The organism is Rhizobium sp. GW821-FHT14E12 (genome assembly GCF_058803745.1).
In genome coordinates this window covers 1,644,544-1,660,574 of record NZ_JBXAPH010000001.1, presented here as the reverse complement: position 1 = coordinate 1,660,574, position 16,031 = coordinate 1,644,544, and the positions used below count along the sequence as shown (strand labels likewise).

17 protein-coding genes are annotated in these 16,031 nt (G+C 61.7%); 8 read left to right on the top strand and 9 right to left on the bottom strand.

The window, feature by feature from the left end; all coding sequences use genetic code 11:
• Nucleotides 1-9: 9 nt before the first annotated feature.
• Entirely contained in the window at nucleotides 10-930 is a 921-nt protein-coding gene (locus tag AC1RO0_RS08120) for a YncE family protein (RefSeq protein ID WP_498592339.1), read from the bottom strand.
• 142 nt (nucleotides 931-1,072) lie between these two features.
• Entirely contained in the window at nucleotides 1,073-1,936 is an 864-nt protein-coding gene (locus tag AC1RO0_RS08115; RefSeq protein ID WP_498592338.1) for a helix-turn-helix domain-containing protein, read from the bottom strand.
• 290 nt (nucleotides 1,937-2,226) lie between these two features.
• Here AC1RO0_RS08115 and AC1RO0_RS08110 point away from each other — a divergent pair, with 290 nt between their 5' ends.
• Nucleotides 2,227-3,219, top strand: a complete 993-nt coding sequence (locus tag AC1RO0_RS08110) for a LacI family DNA-binding transcriptional regulator (protein ID WP_498592337.1) — start codon at nucleotides 2,227-2,229, stop codon at nucleotides 3,217-3,219.
• A gap of 67 nt (nucleotides 3,220-3,286) precedes the next feature.
• On the opposite strand, the gene AC1RO0_RS08105 is transcribed toward AC1RO0_RS08110, so the two are convergent.
• From AC1RO0_RS08105 to AC1RO0_RS08085, 5 genes are read right to left on the bottom strand one after another with little or no spacing between them, the layout of a single operon-like run.
• Nucleotides 3,287-4,552, bottom strand: a complete 1,266-nt coding sequence (locus AC1RO0_RS08105) for an ABC transporter substrate-binding protein (RefSeq protein WP_498592336.1) — start codon at nucleotides 4,550-4,552, stop codon at nucleotides 3,287-3,289.
• A gap of 25 nt (nucleotides 4,553-4,577) precedes the next feature.
• Complete coding sequence (locus tag AC1RO0_RS08100; RefSeq protein ID WP_498592335.1) at nucleotides 4,578-5,414, bottom strand: carbohydrate ABC transporter permease; 837 nt, start codon at nucleotides 5,412-5,414, stop codon at nucleotides 4,578-4,580.
• The gene (locus tag AC1RO0_RS08095) at nucleotides 5,411-6,334 is read right to left on the bottom strand and encodes a carbohydrate ABC transporter permease (protein ID WP_498592334.1); all 924 of its coding nucleotides are present in this window, start codon (nucleotides 6,332-6,334) and stop codon (nucleotides 5,411-5,413) included. The genes AC1RO0_RS08100 and AC1RO0_RS08095 overlap by 4 nt, the downstream gene beginning before the upstream one ends.
• Entirely contained in the window at nucleotides 6,327-7,490 is a 1,164-nt protein-coding gene (locus AC1RO0_RS08090; protein ID WP_498592333.1) for an ABC transporter ATP-binding protein, read from the bottom strand. Before AC1RO0_RS08090 ends, AC1RO0_RS08095 begins: the two co-directional genes overlap by 8 nt.
• Nucleotides 7,487-8,320, bottom strand: coding sequence for a metallophosphoesterase family protein (locus AC1RO0_RS08085; protein ID WP_498592332.1), 834 nt, complete (start codon nucleotides 8,318-8,320; stop codon nucleotides 7,487-7,489). The genes AC1RO0_RS08090 and AC1RO0_RS08085 overlap by 4 nt, the downstream gene beginning before the upstream one ends.
• A gap of 238 nt (nucleotides 8,321-8,558) precedes the next feature.
• Between AC1RO0_RS08085 and AC1RO0_RS08080 the strand changes: the two genes are divergently transcribed.
• From AC1RO0_RS08080 to AC1RO0_RS08055, 6 genes are all read left to right on the top strand, one after another.
• Nucleotides 8,559-8,768 (top strand): SlyX family protein, encoded by a 210-nt coding sequence (locus tag AC1RO0_RS08080; protein ID WP_047457379.1) that lies wholly within the window; start codon nucleotides 8,559-8,561, stop codon nucleotides 8,766-8,768.
• A 137-nt stretch (nucleotides 8,769-8,905) separates the two neighbouring features.
• Entirely contained in the window at nucleotides 8,906-9,646 is a 741-nt protein-coding gene (gene msrA / locus AC1RO0_RS08075; protein ID WP_498592331.1) for a peptide-methionine (S)-S-oxide reductase MsrA, read from the top strand.
• A gap of 119 nt (nucleotides 9,647-9,765) precedes the next feature.
• Nucleotides 9,766-10,677: a bestrophin family protein gene (locus tag AC1RO0_RS08070; protein ID WP_498592401.1), complete on the top strand. Its 912-nt coding sequence runs from the start codon at nucleotides 9,766-9,768 to the stop codon at nucleotides 10,675-10,677.
• 64 nt (nucleotides 10,678-10,741) lie between these two features.
• The gene (locus tag AC1RO0_RS08065) at nucleotides 10,742-11,281 is read left to right on the top strand and encodes a sigma-70 family RNA polymerase sigma factor (RefSeq protein ID WP_498592330.1); all 540 of its coding nucleotides are present in this window, start codon (nucleotides 10,742-10,744) and stop codon (nucleotides 11,279-11,281) included.
• Nucleotides 11,268-12,038, top strand: coding sequence for an anti-sigma factor family protein (locus tag AC1RO0_RS08060; RefSeq protein WP_498592329.1), 771 nt, complete (start codon nucleotides 11,268-11,270; stop codon nucleotides 12,036-12,038). The genes AC1RO0_RS08065 and AC1RO0_RS08060 overlap by 14 nt, the downstream gene beginning before the upstream one ends.
• A 22-nt stretch (nucleotides 12,039-12,060) precedes the next feature.
• Nucleotides 12,061-12,777, top strand: a complete 717-nt coding sequence (locus tag AC1RO0_RS08055; RefSeq protein ID WP_012652482.1) for a Bax inhibitor-1/YccA family protein — start codon at nucleotides 12,061-12,063, stop codon at nucleotides 12,775-12,777.
• A 450-nt stretch (nucleotides 12,778-13,227) separates the two neighbouring features.
• On the opposite strand, the gene dgoD is transcribed toward AC1RO0_RS08055, so the two are convergent.
• Nucleotides 13,228-14,376: a galactonate dehydratase gene (gene dgoD / locus AC1RO0_RS08050; RefSeq protein WP_498592328.1), complete on the bottom strand. Its 1,149-nt coding sequence runs from the start codon at nucleotides 14,374-14,376 to the stop codon at nucleotides 13,228-13,230.
• 62 nt (nucleotides 14,377-14,438) lie between these two features.
• Nucleotides 14,439-15,203, bottom strand: coding sequence for a FadR/GntR family transcriptional regulator (locus AC1RO0_RS08045; protein WP_498592327.1), 765 nt, complete (start codon nucleotides 15,201-15,203; stop codon nucleotides 14,439-14,441).
• Between the two features lie 312 nt (nucleotides 15,204-15,515).
• Here AC1RO0_RS08045 and AC1RO0_RS08040 point away from each other — a divergent pair, with 312 nt between their 5' ends.
• Nucleotides 15,516-15,947, top strand: coding sequence for an OsmC family protein (locus AC1RO0_RS08040; protein ID WP_498592326.1), 432 nt, complete (start codon nucleotides 15,516-15,518; stop codon nucleotides 15,945-15,947).
• Nucleotides 15,948-16,031 lie beyond the last annotated feature (84 nt).

Genomic DNA, 16,031 nt, shown 5'->3' with positions numbered 1-16,031 from the left:
GCCGGTTGGTTAGATTTCCGCGTAGACAATCCCCGTAAATGAGCCCGCGTGATGTAGAAGCTCGCGCTCGCCCGAGCCGTCGAGGCTGGCCGAGTAGAGATTGCCGCCGATATCGGTGAAGAACATGCGGTTGTTCGGCAGGTCGAGCGACAGGCCGATGCCTTCGTCGAGGCCTTCTAGGACGACTTCGGAGGTTGTCGCGAGATCGTCCATCTCGGCGCGGTTGACGGTATTCCCGCGTGGAAGGTTGCCGCGGTCGGTCCAGTAGATGGTGCGGGTGGCGAGATCGAGTTCGAGGTCGATCGGTTCCGGCAGCTTGTCGAGCAGGACTTCGATATCGCTGCGGTTCGTTGCCGTCTCGCCTTTGGGAATGTTGATGCCGGCGCGGAAGATGCGGCCGAGGCCGGCGTCCGGCGGACCCTTCTGCGTCCAGTAGATCTGCCCGAGCGGCAGATCGAGCGCGATGCCGACGCACCAGCGTTCGATATCGGCGCTGTCTTGCGGGCTGTCGCCGTTCTGCACCAGCGTCTCGATGTCGGAGCCGTCGATATTGGCGCGCATCACCCGCATGCCTTCTCGGTCGCACCAGTAGAGCTTGCCGTTGCCGTAATCGATCTGGATCTGCTTCGGCGTCACCAGTGTGCTGCCGGGCGGAATCAGCGTGACATGGTTGCGGCCGTCGAGATTGATGCGCTCGATCGAGCCGTCATGGGCATTGTAGTCGGTGCCCATTTCCGTCCAGTAGAGCCAGCCGTTTTCGCTGTCGACAAAAATGCCGTCCGGGCTGCGGCCGGGCCGCTGGATGATCAGCTGGAGGTCGGTGCCGTCGATGGCGGAGGAGAGAATTCGGCCGTCATTGATGTCGAGGAAGAACAGCCGTTCAGTGTTTTCGGGGGAGGTGGCAGGCGTCCGTGCTTCTGCTTCAGACATGAGAGCATCCTTTCAAAGGGTCGGATCTGCGGATCACAGCAGGGCAATGATGGCATCGCTTGATGACAGCATCATTCGTCTTCGTGGTCTAATTGAGGATCTGCTGCGGTGCAGCGAAGATCAAGAGCCTAGATGTCGCGGGTCACGCTTCGCCCAATACGATCGATGTCATGTCGAAGGCGGCGGGGCTCTGCGATTCCCGCCAGCGTCCCGGCGTGAGGCCGACCGATTGCGAGAAGACGCGCGTCAAATGGCTTTGATCCGAGAAGCCGCACATCAGTGCGATTTCAGCAAGCGGCGTTCCCTTGCGCATCAGCTCCTTGGCGCGGTCGACACGGCGCTGCATCAGCCAGCGATGCGGCGGGATGCCGGTGCTGCGCGCGAAGGCGCGGGCAAAATGGCTGGTGGAAAGGCCGCAGTTACTGGCCAGTTGCGCCAGGGATACATCGCGATCCAGCCGGGCATTGATCGTATCGCGGGCACGGCGCAGCTGCCATGGCGTCAAGCCGCCGATAACAGCCGATCGCGCCGTCGGCACACGGCCATAGCTCTCCGCGATATGTGCATTGAAGGCCCTGCCGATGGGATCGAGCAGCAAAGGGTTTGCGCCGTCCGATTGTTCGATAGCTGGGATCAGGCGGGATAGCAGGTTTTCGAGGACGGTATCGCCCGCAGCGCAGCCGGGCGTAAGCGAAAGTTCGGCAATCCGGTCGAAGCTGTGGCGTGACAGATAGAGGTTGATCGTCTCCTTGTCATCTGCCTCCGCAGGCGGGTCGAGGATCAGGCGGGCAAGCGCGATCATGCCGTGAGGAAAGGGAATGACCGGAACGACGCATTCATCAAGCGTGACCCGGTCTAGCGCTGGCTCCTGACCCCGCAGGCCAAGCACGAAAGCGGGTGCCTCGGGACAGTCTATGTCAATGCCGTTTTTGCAGAGGAGAGCGCGAAGCGAGCGCGCCGGCGCGCTCAGCCTGAAATAGTCCTTGGACTGCGCATCTTGCAGCATCGTTGCCACGCCCCAAGCCAACAATAGCCGGCCCCTAGGGACCGATGCCACTGACGATTACCAATTTTCGCGCCACTATCCTAGATAGTGCAAAGCGAAAGCCGTCAGTCGCGTTAAAATATGATATAAATATACTATTGCTAATAAAGCAATCATGCCAGCGCCGATCATAAAGGGAGTGTTGATCGCGCCCCCATTCAAATAACTGTCATCGAACTGCTATAAATCCCCGCCATTCCCATGGCCGCCGGCATTTGTCGGCGGACCTGAAGCCGGAGATGCATGAGATCATGTCGACGCTCCAGCAAGTCGCTTTTCGTGCCGGCTGTTCGATCGCGACCGCGAGCCGGGTGCTGAATCATAATGGTCCGGTCAGCGACGAGATGGTGCGCCGCGTGCGCCGGGCGGCGGCCGAGCTTGGCTATCGCGCCAGCGGTCGCGCCAGCACCTTTGCCCGCCGCCGGCCGGCGATCGGCGTGCTCATCCCCAGCATCACCAATCCGGTCTTTGCCGCTTCGCTTTCCAGCATCCAGCACCGGGCGTTGCATGCCGGCCATAGCGTGCTGATCGCGCAGTCGAACTACGATCCGGCGCAGGAGGTGGATGCAGTCGCCTCGTTGCTGCAGCAACAGCCAACCGGCCTCATCCTTACAGTCTGCGATCCCGAACACAGCCCCGCTCTTTCCTCCGCGCTGCCGCCGACCGTGCTGCTCGGCAATCTGCCGACGGCCCGCTTTACCGCCGCTGTCGCGACCGACAATTTCGGTGCCGGCCGGGACCTGACGGATCATCTCCTGCGCCAGGGACATCGCCGCATCCTGTTCATCGCCGGACATTTCTCCGCCTCGGATCGGGCGAGGCTCCGCTATCTCGGCCATGTCAAGGCGATGGAGGCCGCCGGCCATCCGCCCTTCGATGCCCTGGAGATTTCCTTCACCGACGGCCTGGAGCAGCTCGATCTGGTGGATATTACATCAAGCCTGAGGCCGACCGCGATCATAGCCTCCAACGATCTCCTGGCCTTCGGTGTGATGGGAGCGTTGCGACGTCAGGGGCTTTCGATCCCACGGGATATCTCCGTGGCCGGTTTCGACGGAATCTCCCTCGGCCAGCTGATGGAAGTGTCGCTGACCACGGTGGATATACCGGATGCGACCATGGGGGCGGCGGCGGCCTCGCTGCTGCTCGACATGGCGGAAAATGCAGCACCGCCACGCCACTTGAGCGTACCCTACAGGCTGCGGCCGGGCGGGACGGTCCGCAATCTCAACACCTCGTCCTGACGTATTCGCGGACATGGAAACGCCGCCTCGGGGAAAAGAGGCGGCGCGTCTGGTGGTCAATCAAGCCTTAGCTGCGCGGCAGCATGCCTTCGACGTCGGCAGCGGCGTCATCGAGTGCTTCCTTCGGCTCGGCCGAGCCGTCGACGATGCGCGACAGGTTGTCGACGATCGTCTGGGTGACCTTGACGCCATTGGCGCCGGGGAAGGCGTACCAGGGGATCATCACCGGCATCTGGCTGAGGCCGGCCTGGAACAGCGGGTTCTTCTTGTAGAAGTCGCCGAGATACTCGGCCGACTTGGCGGCGAGCTCGTTGTTCGGGACATAGCCGGTGCCGGGAACGACCACGGAGGCGCCGTAGGGGCCGGCGGCGAACTTGGCGAATTTCCAGGCAGCTTCTTCCTTGACCGGATCATGGGTCAGGATGACGACGGCATTGCCGCCGGTCGGCAGGCGGCCGTTGACCGGGTCGATCAGCGGGATCTTGGCGGTGCGCAGGTCGAACTTGGCGCCGACATTCTTGACCGTGTTGACAAGCGCGCCGGTGGTCTGGAATTCGAAGCCGACCTTGCCGGCAGCGAACGCCTGTTCGCCGGCCGACTTGGTGAAGACCGGCATACCGCCTTCCTTGACGAAGCGCTGGATCAGCTCGACGGCCTTCTGGCCCTCGGGGCCGTTGAAGGCGACCTTGCTTTCATCGTCGCTCAGCATCTTGCCGCCGGCGCCGAAGAGGAGGGCGGAGAACATCCAGTCGTCGCCCTGCCAGCGGAAGTCCATGCCGTCGACGCCGTTGCCGAGTGCCTTGATCTTGCCGGCGAGCGCGATGACCTCATCCCAGGTCTTCGGCGGATTTTCCGGGTCACCGCCGGCGGCCTTCATCAGATCGGCATTGTAATACATGATCGGGTTCGAGGTCGCAAAAGCGAGACCGACCTGCTTGCCCTTGACCTGGGCGAGCTTGAGGATGGTGTCGGAGAAGCCCTGGGCGGCCATGTTGCCGTCCTTCTGGACGAGCGGTCCGAGGTCGACGGCGACATTGCGCTCGTCGATCATCCGCAGGCGGTTGAGGCCGATGAAGGTGACATCGGGCATTTCGCTCGTGCCGGCCTGGCGCAGGATGGTCTGGATGCCTTCCTCATAGGTGGCCGAAGGTGCGGCGAACTGGATCTTGATATCCGGATTTTCTTCCATGAACTTCTTCGAGATCGTGTCCATCACGTTCTTGAAGAAGCCGGGCATTGGATAGTGAACCGTCAAGGTCGTCTCGGCATAGGCCGGGACCGACACGACCATCGAAATGGCCGCGGCGGCGAGAATCTGGGTGATATGCTTCATCGCTCGTTCTCCTGTTTCGAACCGGTCAGCCTTTAAGACCGGTCATGGTGATGCCCTCGACGAAGCGCTTCTGTGCCAGAAGGAATGCGGCGACGAGGGGAAGGGTGATGATCAGCGTGGCAGCCATGAGCGCGCCGTAGTCGTCGCCGGCCTCGGCCGCGCGGAAATACATGAGGCCCAGCGGCGGCGTGGCGTAGTTCTGGTTGCTGATGACGATCAGCGGCCAGTAGAAATCGTTCCAATGCGCCACGACCGAGAAGATCGCGAAGGCGGTGACGGCCGGCCAGGCGTTGGGCACGATGACGCGGGCGACGATGCCGAGCTCCGACATGCCATCGAGGCGGGCCGCATGGATCAGATCATCCGGCATGGCGCGGAAGAATTGCAGGAACATGAAGATCGCAAAGACCGAGATCGAGAAGGGCGCCACCAGAGCGGTGTAGCTGTTCAGCAGCGACAGGCTGTTGAAGGCGACATAGAGCGGCAGGGCGGTGGCGTGGATCGGGATCAAGAGGCCGAGCATGATCAGCACCATCATCAGCCGCGCGGCAGGGAACTTCAGCTTCGCCATGGCGTAGGCGCAGGGAATGGCGATCAGCACCTGGAAGAAGAAGATCAGGCCGCAGACGACAACGCCGTTGAGCAGCAGCGTGCCCATCGGCACCTTGCTCAGCGCCTTGGTGATGTTCTCGACATAGAAGAAATGCGTCGGGATCAGCTTCAGGGCGGAGGTGAAGATATCGTCCTGCGCCTTGCCGGCCGTCGAGATCATGAAGATGTAGGGCGCCAGGAAGACGAGCGAGCCGAGGATCAGCAGCGAAAGGCGCAGGATGCGGCCGGGAGTGAAGCCTGTAGAGGTCATGTGTAATGCACCTGCCGGTCCTGGACGCGATATTGCAGGAAGGCCAGCACCACCAGAATGGCGAGGAAGACGGTCGTCATCGCCGAGGCGTAGCCGACCTGCATATAGACGAAGCCTTCCTGGTAGATGGTGAAGAGCAGCACTTCCGAGGCATGGTTCGGGCCGCCTTCGGTCAGCGTCTTGACGGTATCGAAGACCTTGACGGCGTTGATGATGCTGATGGTGGTAACAAACAGCGTCGTCGGCCCGAGCATCGGCCAGGTAACCAGCCAGAAGCGGTCGAGCGCCGATTTGGCGCCATCCACTTCGGCGGCGGCATAAAGCTCGCGCGGGATGGCGGTGAGGCCGGCGAGGAACAGCACCATGTTGAAGCCGACCGTCTGCCAGACGCCGATGATTGACAGGCTGTAGAGCACGGTCGACGAGGAGGCGAGCCAGTTCGGACGCGGCAGGCCGATTTCGCCGAGCAGGGCGTTGATCGGGCCGATGGTCGGATGGAAGAGGTACTGCCAAACCGTTGCCATGGCGACGATCAGCGAAGCGACCGGCAGAAAATAGGCGGTGCGGAAAAAGCTACGGCCGATGCCTTCACTCTCGATCAACAGCGCAACGCCGAGGCCGAGCACGATAGAGGCGGGAGCGACGATGGCCGTATAGACTGCCGTGTTCCACAGTGATTTCTGGAAGGTGCGGTCCTTCAGCAGATGGGCGTAGTTCTCGAAGGCGACAAAGCGCAGCCCCTTGTCGCCAAGCTGGAAGTCGGTGAATCCCAGAAAGATGACGGCGACGATCGGCAGGAGAACGAACAGCACAATCAGGATGATGGCGGGCAGGGCCAGCAAAAGGGCGGTGCGGGTCTCGCTGCGCTCATGCTTTGCCGCCGATCGCATCGGGATAGCCGTGGCGGCGATGCTAGCCATGGGCTTTCTCCCTGTTAGCATCGACCGCAACGGGAGTGGTGCGCAGGCGGCGGCCGTCTTCGGCGAAGACCATGGCCTGTTCCGGCGCAAGCGTCAGAGCGACCGCCATGCCGGCGGAGAGGCCTGATGTGTCGGCGGGCGTCAGCTTGGCGACGATGCTCTCGCCGATGGCGTCGAGCTTGGCGTGCAGGATCACCTCCGAGCCGAGGAATTCCATCCGCTCGATATGGGCGGCGAGCGCGTCCTGGCGGTTATCGGAAAGGCGGACGAATTCGGGGCGGATGCCGAGGGTGACGGCGGAGCCGGCAAAGGTGCTTTCCTCCAGCGCCAGCCTGATGCCGCCGAAGGCGACGGTGCCGTTTTCAGCGAGGGCGGGCAGCAGGTTGATGCGCGGTTGGCCGACGAAGCGGGCGACCTCGACATGGGCCGGATCGTCATAGATCGTCTGCGGCGCGGCGAGCTGCAACAACTGCCCGCCGATCATCACGGCGACGCGGTCGGCCATCGACAGGGCTTCCGCCTGATCATGGGTGACATAGACGGTGGGAACGCCGGCGCGGCGATGCAGATCGACGATCTCGCCGCGGGCATGGACGCGCAGGTTGGCGTCGAGATTGGAGAGCGGCTCGTCCATCAGGAAGACGCTCGGGCGGCGTACCATGGCGCGGGCGAGCGCCACGCGCTGGCGCTGGCCGCCGGACATCTGGCCGGGCTTGCGGTCGAGCAGATGGTCGATCTTCAGTGAGGTCGCCATCTCGCGGACATCGCGGATGATGCCGCTGCGGGTCGCGCGCTGGCCGGGGATCAGCGCGCCGATGAAAGGCAGGCGCTGGACGCGTGTCAGGCGGCGCATGGCGAGCGGCACGGCAATGTTTTCGGATGCCGTCAGATGCGGATAGAGCGCGTAGGACTGGAAGACCATGGCGATGTTGCGGTCGGCGGCCGCAACGCCCGAGATGTCATTGCCGGCAACAAGGATCTCACCGGTATCGGCATGATCGAGGCCGGCGAGGATGCGCAGCAGCGTGCTCTTGCCGCAACCGGAGGGGCCGACGAGGGCGATGAACTCACCCGGTTCGACGTCGAGACTGACGCCCTTCAGGATGGCATTGCCGCCAAAGGATTTGGTGATGCCGCGAAGCGAGAGCGCGCTCATTCCGTCGGCTCCTTCGCCTTGGGAGCTGCCTGCGGATAGACTTCCATGACGACGTCGTCGAGGAAATAGGCGGTCATGCCGGGGACAGCGACGATTTCGGTGGTGACGTTGTCGCCGAGCTCATGGATCGCCGCGCCGACAAGCCGTTCGCCGGGCATCTCGCGCTCCATCGTGTCGAGGATGAAGGCGGCGGGCGGCGCCCAGACGAGGGCCGTATCATTGAACCGGCCTTCCCAGGTCCAATGCAGGTGGCCGCTGCCGAGCAGGGCGACGTCATGGGCTGATATCAGATCATAGAGCCGGCGGCGCTGCGCCGGGCGCACGCTCCAGTAACCCGTGTCGCCTTCGTCCGGCGCATCGACGAACAGCGGCTTGTGGGCGAACAGGGCAACGCGGCGGTCGCCACGGCTTTCCAGCATCTCCTGTAGCCAGTCGAATTGCTTCTGCTCTTCAGCATCCTCAAAACCCATCAGCAGGCTGTTGAGGCCGATCAGCCGCCAGTCGTCCACGTCCTTTGCCCAGTAATCCGGACCGACAAGGCGGCGCCAGCGCTCCAGCCGCTCGGGATTGACAGGCTGATAGGAGCCGGGCAGATGGCCGACATCGTGATTGCCGGGCACGATCAGCATCGGCACCGAGACCTGACGCATCAGCTCCATGGAAAAGGTGAGATCTTCGTCCTTGTCGGCGCCGTCGACGCTGAGATCGCCGGTGTGGACGACGAGATCGGCACCGCTTGCCTCGATCCACCGCGCCAGCGGCTCCCAATTGCCGTTGAAATGCGGCTTGTTTGGGCTCAAATGCGTGTCGGTGATCTGGATGATCTTCAAGGCGCGTCTCCGGAAATCTTGAAAGAGAGCGCCTGTGGAGGGTTTTTCCTTCAAAACCGGCGCTTCTTGCCGATCTCTTTAGAAGGCCCCGATGTCAGTTAGGTAACGGGTCTTTTCAGCTGTTTTCCAGTTTTGTCATATATTCGTCAAATGGCGCCGGTGCCTGTCATATGCCTAATTGAGACACTATACGTCGGTGGTTCGAGTGATATAGATCGCAGCCGAAAGAGGAACAGAGATGTCAGACGAACAAAGCCGCATCACCACGCTCGAAGAGCTGGTTGCCTACCAGGCAAAGACCATCGAGGAGTTGTCCGACCAGGTGGCGGAGCAATGGAAAGTGGTCGAGCAGACGAGGCTGAAGCTCGACCGGCTGGCCGAGCGTTTCCTGACGCTGGAAGAGCAGTCGATGGATGCGCCAGCCATCACCAAGCCGCCACATTACTGAGCGGCCGATATGGACGGGACCGGCTTGGCACACCATCACGTTTCGGTGTTTCACGCGGGCGTGTGTAACAAAAGCCGCTATCCTACCGTATCCCTTTTGACCGGAGAACTTACACTCGCGGTCGAGAGGAGATCATCATGAAAGATACGATCCGCAAGGCCCTGTTGCGTGTTACCCGCCCGGCGGCGTTTGCTGTGGGCGCCGTGTTGCTGGCCGGCGTTGCGCTGCAGTTCGTAAGCCATGCTTCGGCTGAAGACGCCCGTGTCATTCCGGCGCCGGCCGTGGACGAAAAGCCGGGTTCGGGCAGCACGGAAACCACCGTTCTTGCCGGCGGCTGCTTCTGGGGCGTGCAGGGTGTGTTCCAGCATGTCAACGGTGTGATCAGCGCCACCTCGGGCTATGCCGGCGGCAAGAAGGATACTGCTCATTATGAAACGGTGAGCGGCGGCGATACCGGCCATGCCGAATCCGTGCGTATCGTCTTCGATCCGCACAAGGTCAGCTACGGACATCTCCTGCAGATCTATTTTTCGGTCGCCCATGACCCGACGGAGCTGAATTATCAGGGGCCGGACAGCGGCACGCAATACCGCTCGGCGATCTTCCCGACGAGTGCCGAACAGGCCGATGTCGCCAAGGCCTATATCGGTCAGCTCAATCACGCCAAGGTCTTCGACGCCGCAATCGTCACCAAGATCGAACCGGAGCGGCAATTCTATGCGGCCGAGGGCTATCACCAGAATTTCCTGACGATGAACCCCGATTATCCCTATATCGTCGTCAACGACCTGCCGAAGGTCAAGAATCTGCAACGCCTGTTTCCGGGGGATTATCGTTCCGATCCGGTGCTGGTCGCAGCGAACGCCTCGGCGAACTAAGGAAGACCGGCTAGCAATGCGGGCCGGTCACGGCGGCCTTGCAGGAAATGCTCGTTATTCTCCCGGTGTCTGGTGTATTGCTCGGCAACGCCAGACATCAATCGAGAGCGCTTCCCACCATGATCGTCCGCGACCGGCCGAACCTTTTCCAGCTTTTCTTCATTCTCCGCGGGTCGGTGATCCGGCGGATATTGCCGCAGATCGTCGTGATCTTCCTGCTGTCGGCGCTGATCGTCTGGGGGCATGAAGAGCGGCCGAATGTCATCCTCTCCTTCAACGGATCGCCCTTTGCGCTGCTCGGCATCGCGCTTTCGATCTTTCTCGGCTTCCGCAACAACGCCTGCTACGACCGCTGGTGGGAAGGGCGGCGCGATTGGGGGCAGCTCATCCAGGTCAGCCGCGGCTTTGCGCGGCAGACATTGATACTGGAGGCCGCCGGTGAGGCCCGGAAAGACTTGCTGCGCCTGACGATGGCCTTTGCGCAGGCGCTGGTCTGTCATCTGCGGCCCGGCGGCGACGAAAACAAGGTGCTGCAACACCTGGCGCCCAGCGAAGTCGATTTCTATCGCGCGGCTCAGAACAAACCGGATCTCCTGCTGCGCCTGATGTCGGCCGATCTGGCGCGACTGAAAGCGGCGGGCGGGATTTCGGATATCCAGTATCAGATGCTCGATGCCAGCGTCGCTCAGATGGGAGCGGTGCAGGCGGCTTGCGAGCGCATCCGCAACACGCCGCTGCCGTTCGGCTACACATTGCTTCTGCATCGCACCGCCTATCTCTTCTGCTTCCTGCTGCCCTTCGGCTTTGTCGATACGCTCGGCTGGGGGTCGCCTTTCGTGGCCGTGCTGGTCGCCTACACCTTCTTCGGCCTCGATGCGCTTGGCGACGAGCTGGAAGACCCGTTCGGCAATCGCCCGAATGCGCTGGCGATTGGTGCTCTTGCCGATACGATCGAGATCAATCTCAGGGAAGCGCTCGGCGAAACCGACCTGCCGCCGATGCCGCAGCCCAGGGATTTCGTGCTGATGTAGGGGCGTGCAAAAAATATTTGCCGGGCCATGGAATAAGATCGGCCCGGCTTCCGTATATTGGGGTATGGAACGCAACAAACGGACATTCGACGTTTTAGGGCAGCTCGGTTCGCTGAGACGATACGCCCGTTCGCTTGTCCGCAATGCGGATGAGGCGGAAGACCTGGTGCATGATGCGCTGGTCAAGGCCTATGAACGCAAGGCAAGTTTCCGTCGTGGCGCAAACCTGCGCACCTGGCTCTTGTCGATCCTGCACAATGCCCATATCGACCGTCTGCGCGAGAAGCGCTCGCTGAACCGTCGCCATGAAGAGGCGGCAGTCGAGTTCGAGCCTGCGCTGCCGGCCTCGCAGGACCATGTCGTGCGCCTGAGCCAGGTGCGCGACGCCTTCTTCAATCTGCCGGAAGAGCAGCGCGAGGCGCTGCATCTGGTGGCGATCGAGGATCTTTCCTATCAGGAAGCGGCCTCGGCGCTTGGTATTCCCATGGGGACGCTGATGTCGCGCATCGCCAGGGCTCGCGCCAGCCTCCGGAATTTCGAGGAGACGGCACCCAAGATTTCGCATCTTCGGCTCATCGACGGAGGCGGCAATGAAAACAATTGATCCGATCATCGATAGCGATCTCGACGCCTATGTCGATGGCGAGCTGACCGTGGCCCGGCGTGTCGAGGTGGAATCCTATCTGTCCGAGCATCCGGCGATCGCCGCCAAGGTCATGGCCGATCTCAGCATGCGGGGCGAGCTGCGCATGGCGCTGGCGGGCGAGAGCGTGGTGGTGAAGGTTGAAACTCGCGAGGCCGCCCGGCGGCTGGAGCGCGGGCTCGCTTATGGTCGCGTGCTGAACTCCTTTCAGCGGGTTGCGGCCGTTGCCATGCTGATGACGGCCGGCTGGGTGGCGCATACATCCTTCGGCGCCTTCACGGCGAGCGAGGTCAATGCTTCGGTTCCGGCGCCCGCTTTCGTCGACGATGCCGTGCGCGCCTATCAGACGACCGCGACGCGAGAGGCAATGACATCGCAGCCCGGGCAGGCAGGCTACAATCCGGAAGAGATCCGCGCCTCGACGGCGATCGTTCTTCCGGACATGCCCGCGGGCTGGCGCGTCACCGATGCACAAATCTATCCGTCCGAATTCGGTCCGAGCGTTGAAATGACGGTCGATGCCGGCAAGGGCGGGCACTTATCACTGTTTGCCATCCGTCCGGGCAACTTCGCCGTCCAGAAGGTCAGCCATGTCACGCGCGACAACGTCCAGGCTGCCTATTGGCAGATCGGCGAAGTCGCCTACGCCCTGATCGGCGGCGGCAAGGCCAACGAACTCGATGGCGAGGCTGAAAAGCTCGCTCGCACCCTTTATTAGTTTTGATCAAAGGAGATCGACTATGAACCCGACCAATCCGCGCTTCGGCTATGGCGCCGCTGCCGGCTCGCAGGCGCTCTTCGACGAAGGCCTGCGCAAGCACATGCTGCGCGTCTACAACTACATGGGCATTGGCCTTGTGGTGACCGGTATCGTCGCGATGATCGTCGGCACGACGCCGGCGCTCTACGTGCCGATCTTCCAGTCGCCGCTGAAGTGGGTCGTTATGCTGGCGCCGCTCGCCTTCGTGCTGTTCTTCTCGTTCCGCATCCAGACGATGTCGGCGAGTGCCGCGCAGACGATGTTCTGGGCCTTCTGTGCCGTCATGGGCCTGTCGCTCGCATCGGTGTTCCTGGTCTTCACCGGCACCAGCATCGCGCGGACTTTCTTCATCGCCGCCACCATGTTCGGCGCGACCAGCCTCTACGGCTATACGACCAAGCGTGACCTTGCCAATATCGGCTCGTTCCTGATGATGGGCCTGTTCGGCGTCATCATCGCAAGCGTCGTCAATATCTTCCTGGGTTCCAGTGCGCTGCAGTTCGCCATCTCGATCATCGGCATCGTGGTCTTCGTCGGCCTGACCGCCTGGGATACGCAGAACATCAAGGAACAGTATGCCGAGAACCACGATCAGGAGACCTCGCAGAAGCTCGCCGTCTTCGGCGCCCTGTCGCTCTACCTGAACTTCGTCAACATCTTCCAACTCCTCCTGAACTTCACGGGCGAGCGGGAATAGCATCGGACTTTCAAGCTTGGGCATGATCTGAAAGTTACTCCACTCTTTCGTTTGATCGTGCTCCGGGAATGCGTCTCCCTGGGGGTTTGTGAGACGCATGACGCGCCTGCGGTATCTGCGCCGATACCGCAGGCGTATTTTATTTTGGGGGGGGATTGGGGTGGTTGGCTTTCGAGTTCGCGGAGGGTGCGACACCCCCCTCTGTCACTGGCGTGACATCTCCCCCACAAGGAGGGAGATTGGTAACTCGTGGTGCCCTCTCGCCTCATATTGATACTGAGTCTGCTGAAGCGGGGATTCTTTGTTTTAACGAGGACGATCGGCATCCTCCCAACGATCTCCCTTTGGGGGAGATGTCACGAAGGTCCGCAGGACGAGGGGGGTATCAGAGGTGCGGCATGTTCAAAATTCGCGCTCCCTGACACCCATTCCTCGTAAAATATCAGCGACCTACCACTCGGCTACGCTGCCATCCTCATGACGCCAGACCGGGTTGCGCCAGCGATGGCCTTCCTTGGCGCGTTCGATGACGTAGGCTTCGTCCACTTCGATGCCGAGGCCGGGGCCTTGCGGGATCGAGACGAAGCCGTCGGCATAGTGGAAGACTTCCTTGTTGGAGATGTAGTCGAGGATGTCGTTGCCCTTGTTGTAGTGGATGCCGAGGCTCTGTTCCTGAATGAAGGCGTTGTAGCTGACGGCGTCGACCTGCAGGCAGGCGGCAAGCGCGATGGGGCCGAGCGGGCAATGCGGCGCCAGCGCCACGTCATAGGCTTCGGCCATCGCCGCAATCTTGCGGCATTCGGTGATGCCGCCGGCATGGCTGAGGTCGGGCTGCAGGATATCGACATAGCCGTCCGACAGGACCTGCTTGAAGTCCCAGCGCGAAAAGAGGCGTTCGCCCAAGGCAATCGGCGTCGAGCAATGATTGGCGATTTCCTTCAAGGCTTCGCGGTTCTCGGAGAGCACCGGCTCTTCGATGAACAGCAGCTTGTAGGGCTCCAGCTCCTTGGCGAGAACCTTGGCCATCGGCCGGTGAACGCGGCCGTGGAAGTCGACACCGATGCCGATATAGGGGCCGATCGCCTCGCGGATGGTGGCGATGGTCTCGATCGCCTTTTCCACCTTGTCATAGGTGTCGACGATCTGCATTTCCTCGCAGCCGTTGAGCTTGATCGCCTTGAAACCGCGGGCAACGACCTCCTTGGCGTTGTTGGCGACGTCTGAAGGACGGTCGCCGCCGATCCAGGAATAGACCTTGATTTTGTCGCGCACCTGGCCGCCGAGCAGCGAATGGATCGGCTGGCCCAGCGCCTTGCCCTTGATGTCCCACAGCGCCTGGTCGATGCCGGCGATGGCGCTCATATGGACAGCGCCGCCGCGATAGAAACCGCCGCGATACATGACATTCCAATGGTCTTCGATCAGGAAGGGGTCCTTGCCGATCAGATAGTCTTCCAGCTCGTGCACGGCGGCCTGAACGGTCAATGCGCGGCCTTCAACGACCGGTTCACCCCAGCCGACGATACCTTCGTCAGTTTCGATCTTCAGGAACATCCAGCGCGGCGGCACGATATAGGTCGTCAGTTTGGTGATTTTCATGGGAATGCTTCCGTTTCGGCTTTTGGTCACATCGGCGGCGGAAGGCCGCGGATCTCGGGGTTTCAGGTTCTGCTTTTTTCCACTCGCTCAGTCGCCTTTCCGGCGGCAAGGTCGCGTGCGGCAAGGTCGAGCAGGCGATGGGTACAGTCGCGCGCGGCAGTGCCGTTGCGCAGGCGCAGTGCCTCCACCAGCTCACCATGGACGGCGATTGCCTCATCGCGGCTGTCGGCGGCGACATTGGAGGCGTGCAGCGCATATTTGAGGCCGGCATGGATGGCGCTCGACAGGCGTCGGAACACCTGGTTGTGGCTGGCGCCGAGGAGCACCGTATGGAACATCACGTCGGCTTCGGTGAAGCGCTCCGGATCGTCACTGGCATCGCACATTTGCCGCCAGGCCCGGTCGAGATCGGCAATCTCCTGGGCGGTGGCGCGCGCGGCGGCATATTCGGCGGCCACAGGCTCGATGGTACGCCTCGCCTCGAGGATGCTGCCGAGAATATCGAATTCGGCAATATACGGCCCCATCCATTCGAGCACGTCCTGATCGAGGATGTTCCAATCATCCTTGTCGCAGACGGTGGTGCCGATGCGGGGCTTGCCGCGCACCAAGCCTTTCGATTCGAGGATCTTCAGGGATTCGCGGATGACGGTGCGGCTAACGCCATAGAGCTCGCAGAGATCGTTTTCGCGCGGCAGGGCCGAGCCGGAGGGATAGCGTTCGGAGCAGATGTCCTCGGCAATCGCCGCCGTCACGTTCCGGCGCACGCGCGGGCGGCGTTCCGGCCGATCGACCAAGCGATGCTCTTGTCGTTCAAACGAATCCAACTATCTCTTCCCCGCTCCTCGCAGTCGAAACCACCTTACTACAATCATCATACACAGGCAATTCCCTGGTATGATGATTTGTCAACGAGCTTGCGCGACTGGAAAGGCTGGATGCGCCATTTTGGATCTTCCGGGAAGAAAACAGCGCGTCTTTTCAAGGCAGCGGTGGGCTCGCCGTTACCGCGCTGTCGTCATCGGCGGATAGAACACTATATTGCTGATTGGGGCTGCCAGAAGGCCGTTTCCCATCGGTCATTGCCGGGAGGGCAAGGCCCCTTTTCCCAACGCTCAATCAACGACAAGGAGGACGGTATGCAGATCAATCGCACAGGTTCGGCCCAGTGGTCCGGCGGTCTGAAGGACGGCAAGGGCCAGATCTCGACCCAGAGCGGCGCGCTCAACCATTATCCCTACGGCTTTGCCAGCCGCTTCGAAGGCGTTGCGGGCACGAATCCAGAGGAGCTGATCGGTGCAGCCCATGCCGGCTGCTTCACCATGGCTCTATCGCTGATCCTGAATGAGGCGGGCTTGACCGCCGAGAGCATGGAGACGACGGCCAAGGTCACGCTCGAAAGCGTTGAGGGCGGTTTTGCGATCAGCGCGATCCACCTGACGCTGACGGGCAAGGTTCCCGGTGCCGACGAGGCCAAGTTCACCGAGCTTGCCAACAAGGCCAAGGCCGGTTGCCCTGTCTCCAAGGCGCTGGCTTCAGTGCCGATCTCGCTGGAGGTTCGCCTCACCTAGGCTCGGAATCCCATGATTCGACAGGCTCTCCGCACGCGAAGAGCCTGTCGAACGTTACCCGTGATGGCAAGGGTGACCTATTGT

Bases quoted from the DNA above. Each gene is read 5' to 3' on its own strand.
- AC1RO0_RS08120 (WP_498592339.1), bottom strand. From the start codon at position 930: ATGTCTGAAGCAGAAGCACGGACGCCTGCCACCTCCCCCGAAAACACT.
- AC1RO0_RS08060 (WP_498592329.1), top strand. From the start codon at position 11,268: ATGAAAACAATTGATCCGATCATCGATAGCGATCTCGACGCCTATGTC.
- AC1RO0_RS08055 (WP_012652482.1), top strand. From the start codon at position 12,061: ATGAACCCGACCAATCCGCGCTTCGGCTATGGCGCCGCTGCCGGCTCG.
- AC1RO0_RS08115 (WP_498592338.1), bottom strand. From the start codon at position 1,936: ATGCTGCAAGATGCGCAGTCCAAGGACTATTTCAGGCTGAGCGCGCCG.
- AC1RO0_RS08105 (WP_498592336.1), bottom strand. From the start codon at position 4,552: ATGAAGCATATCACCCAGATTCTCGCCGCCGCGGCCATTTCGATGGTC.
- msrA (WP_498592331.1), top strand. From the start codon at position 8,906: ATGAAAGATACGATCCGCAAGGCCCTGTTGCGTGTTACCCGCCCGGCG.
- AC1RO0_RS08110 (WP_498592337.1), top strand. From the start codon at position 2,227: ATGTCGACGCTCCAGCAAGTCGCTTTTCGTGCCGGCTGTTCGATCGCG.
- AC1RO0_RS08080 (WP_047457379.1), top strand. From the start codon at position 8,559: ATGTCAGACGAACAAAGCCGCATCACCACGCTCGAAGAGCTGGTTGCC.
- AC1RO0_RS08100 (WP_498592335.1), bottom strand. From the start codon at position 5,414: ATGACCTCTACAGGCTTCACTCCCGGCCGCATCCTGCGCCTTTCGCTG.
- AC1RO0_RS08040 (WP_498592326.1), top strand. From the start codon at position 15,516: ATGCAGATCAATCGCACAGGTTCGGCCCAGTGGTCCGGCGGTCTGAAG.
- AC1RO0_RS08070 (WP_498592401.1), top strand. From the start codon at position 9,766: ATGATCGTCCGCGACCGGCCGAACCTTTTCCAGCTTTTCTTCATTCTC.
- AC1RO0_RS08065 (WP_498592330.1), top strand. From the start codon at position 10,742: ATGGAACGCAACAAACGGACATTCGACGTTTTAGGGCAGCTCGGTTCG.
- dgoD (WP_498592328.1), bottom strand. From the start codon at position 14,376: ATGAAAATCACCAAACTGACGACCTATATCGTGCCGCCGCGCTGGATG.
- AC1RO0_RS08090 (WP_498592333.1), bottom strand. From the start codon at position 7,490: ATGAGCGCGCTCTCGCTTCGCGGCATCACCAAATCCTTTGGCGGCAAT.
- AC1RO0_RS08095 (WP_498592334.1), bottom strand. From the start codon at position 6,334: ATGGCTAGCATCGCCGCCACGGCTATCCCGATGCGATCGGCGGCAAAG.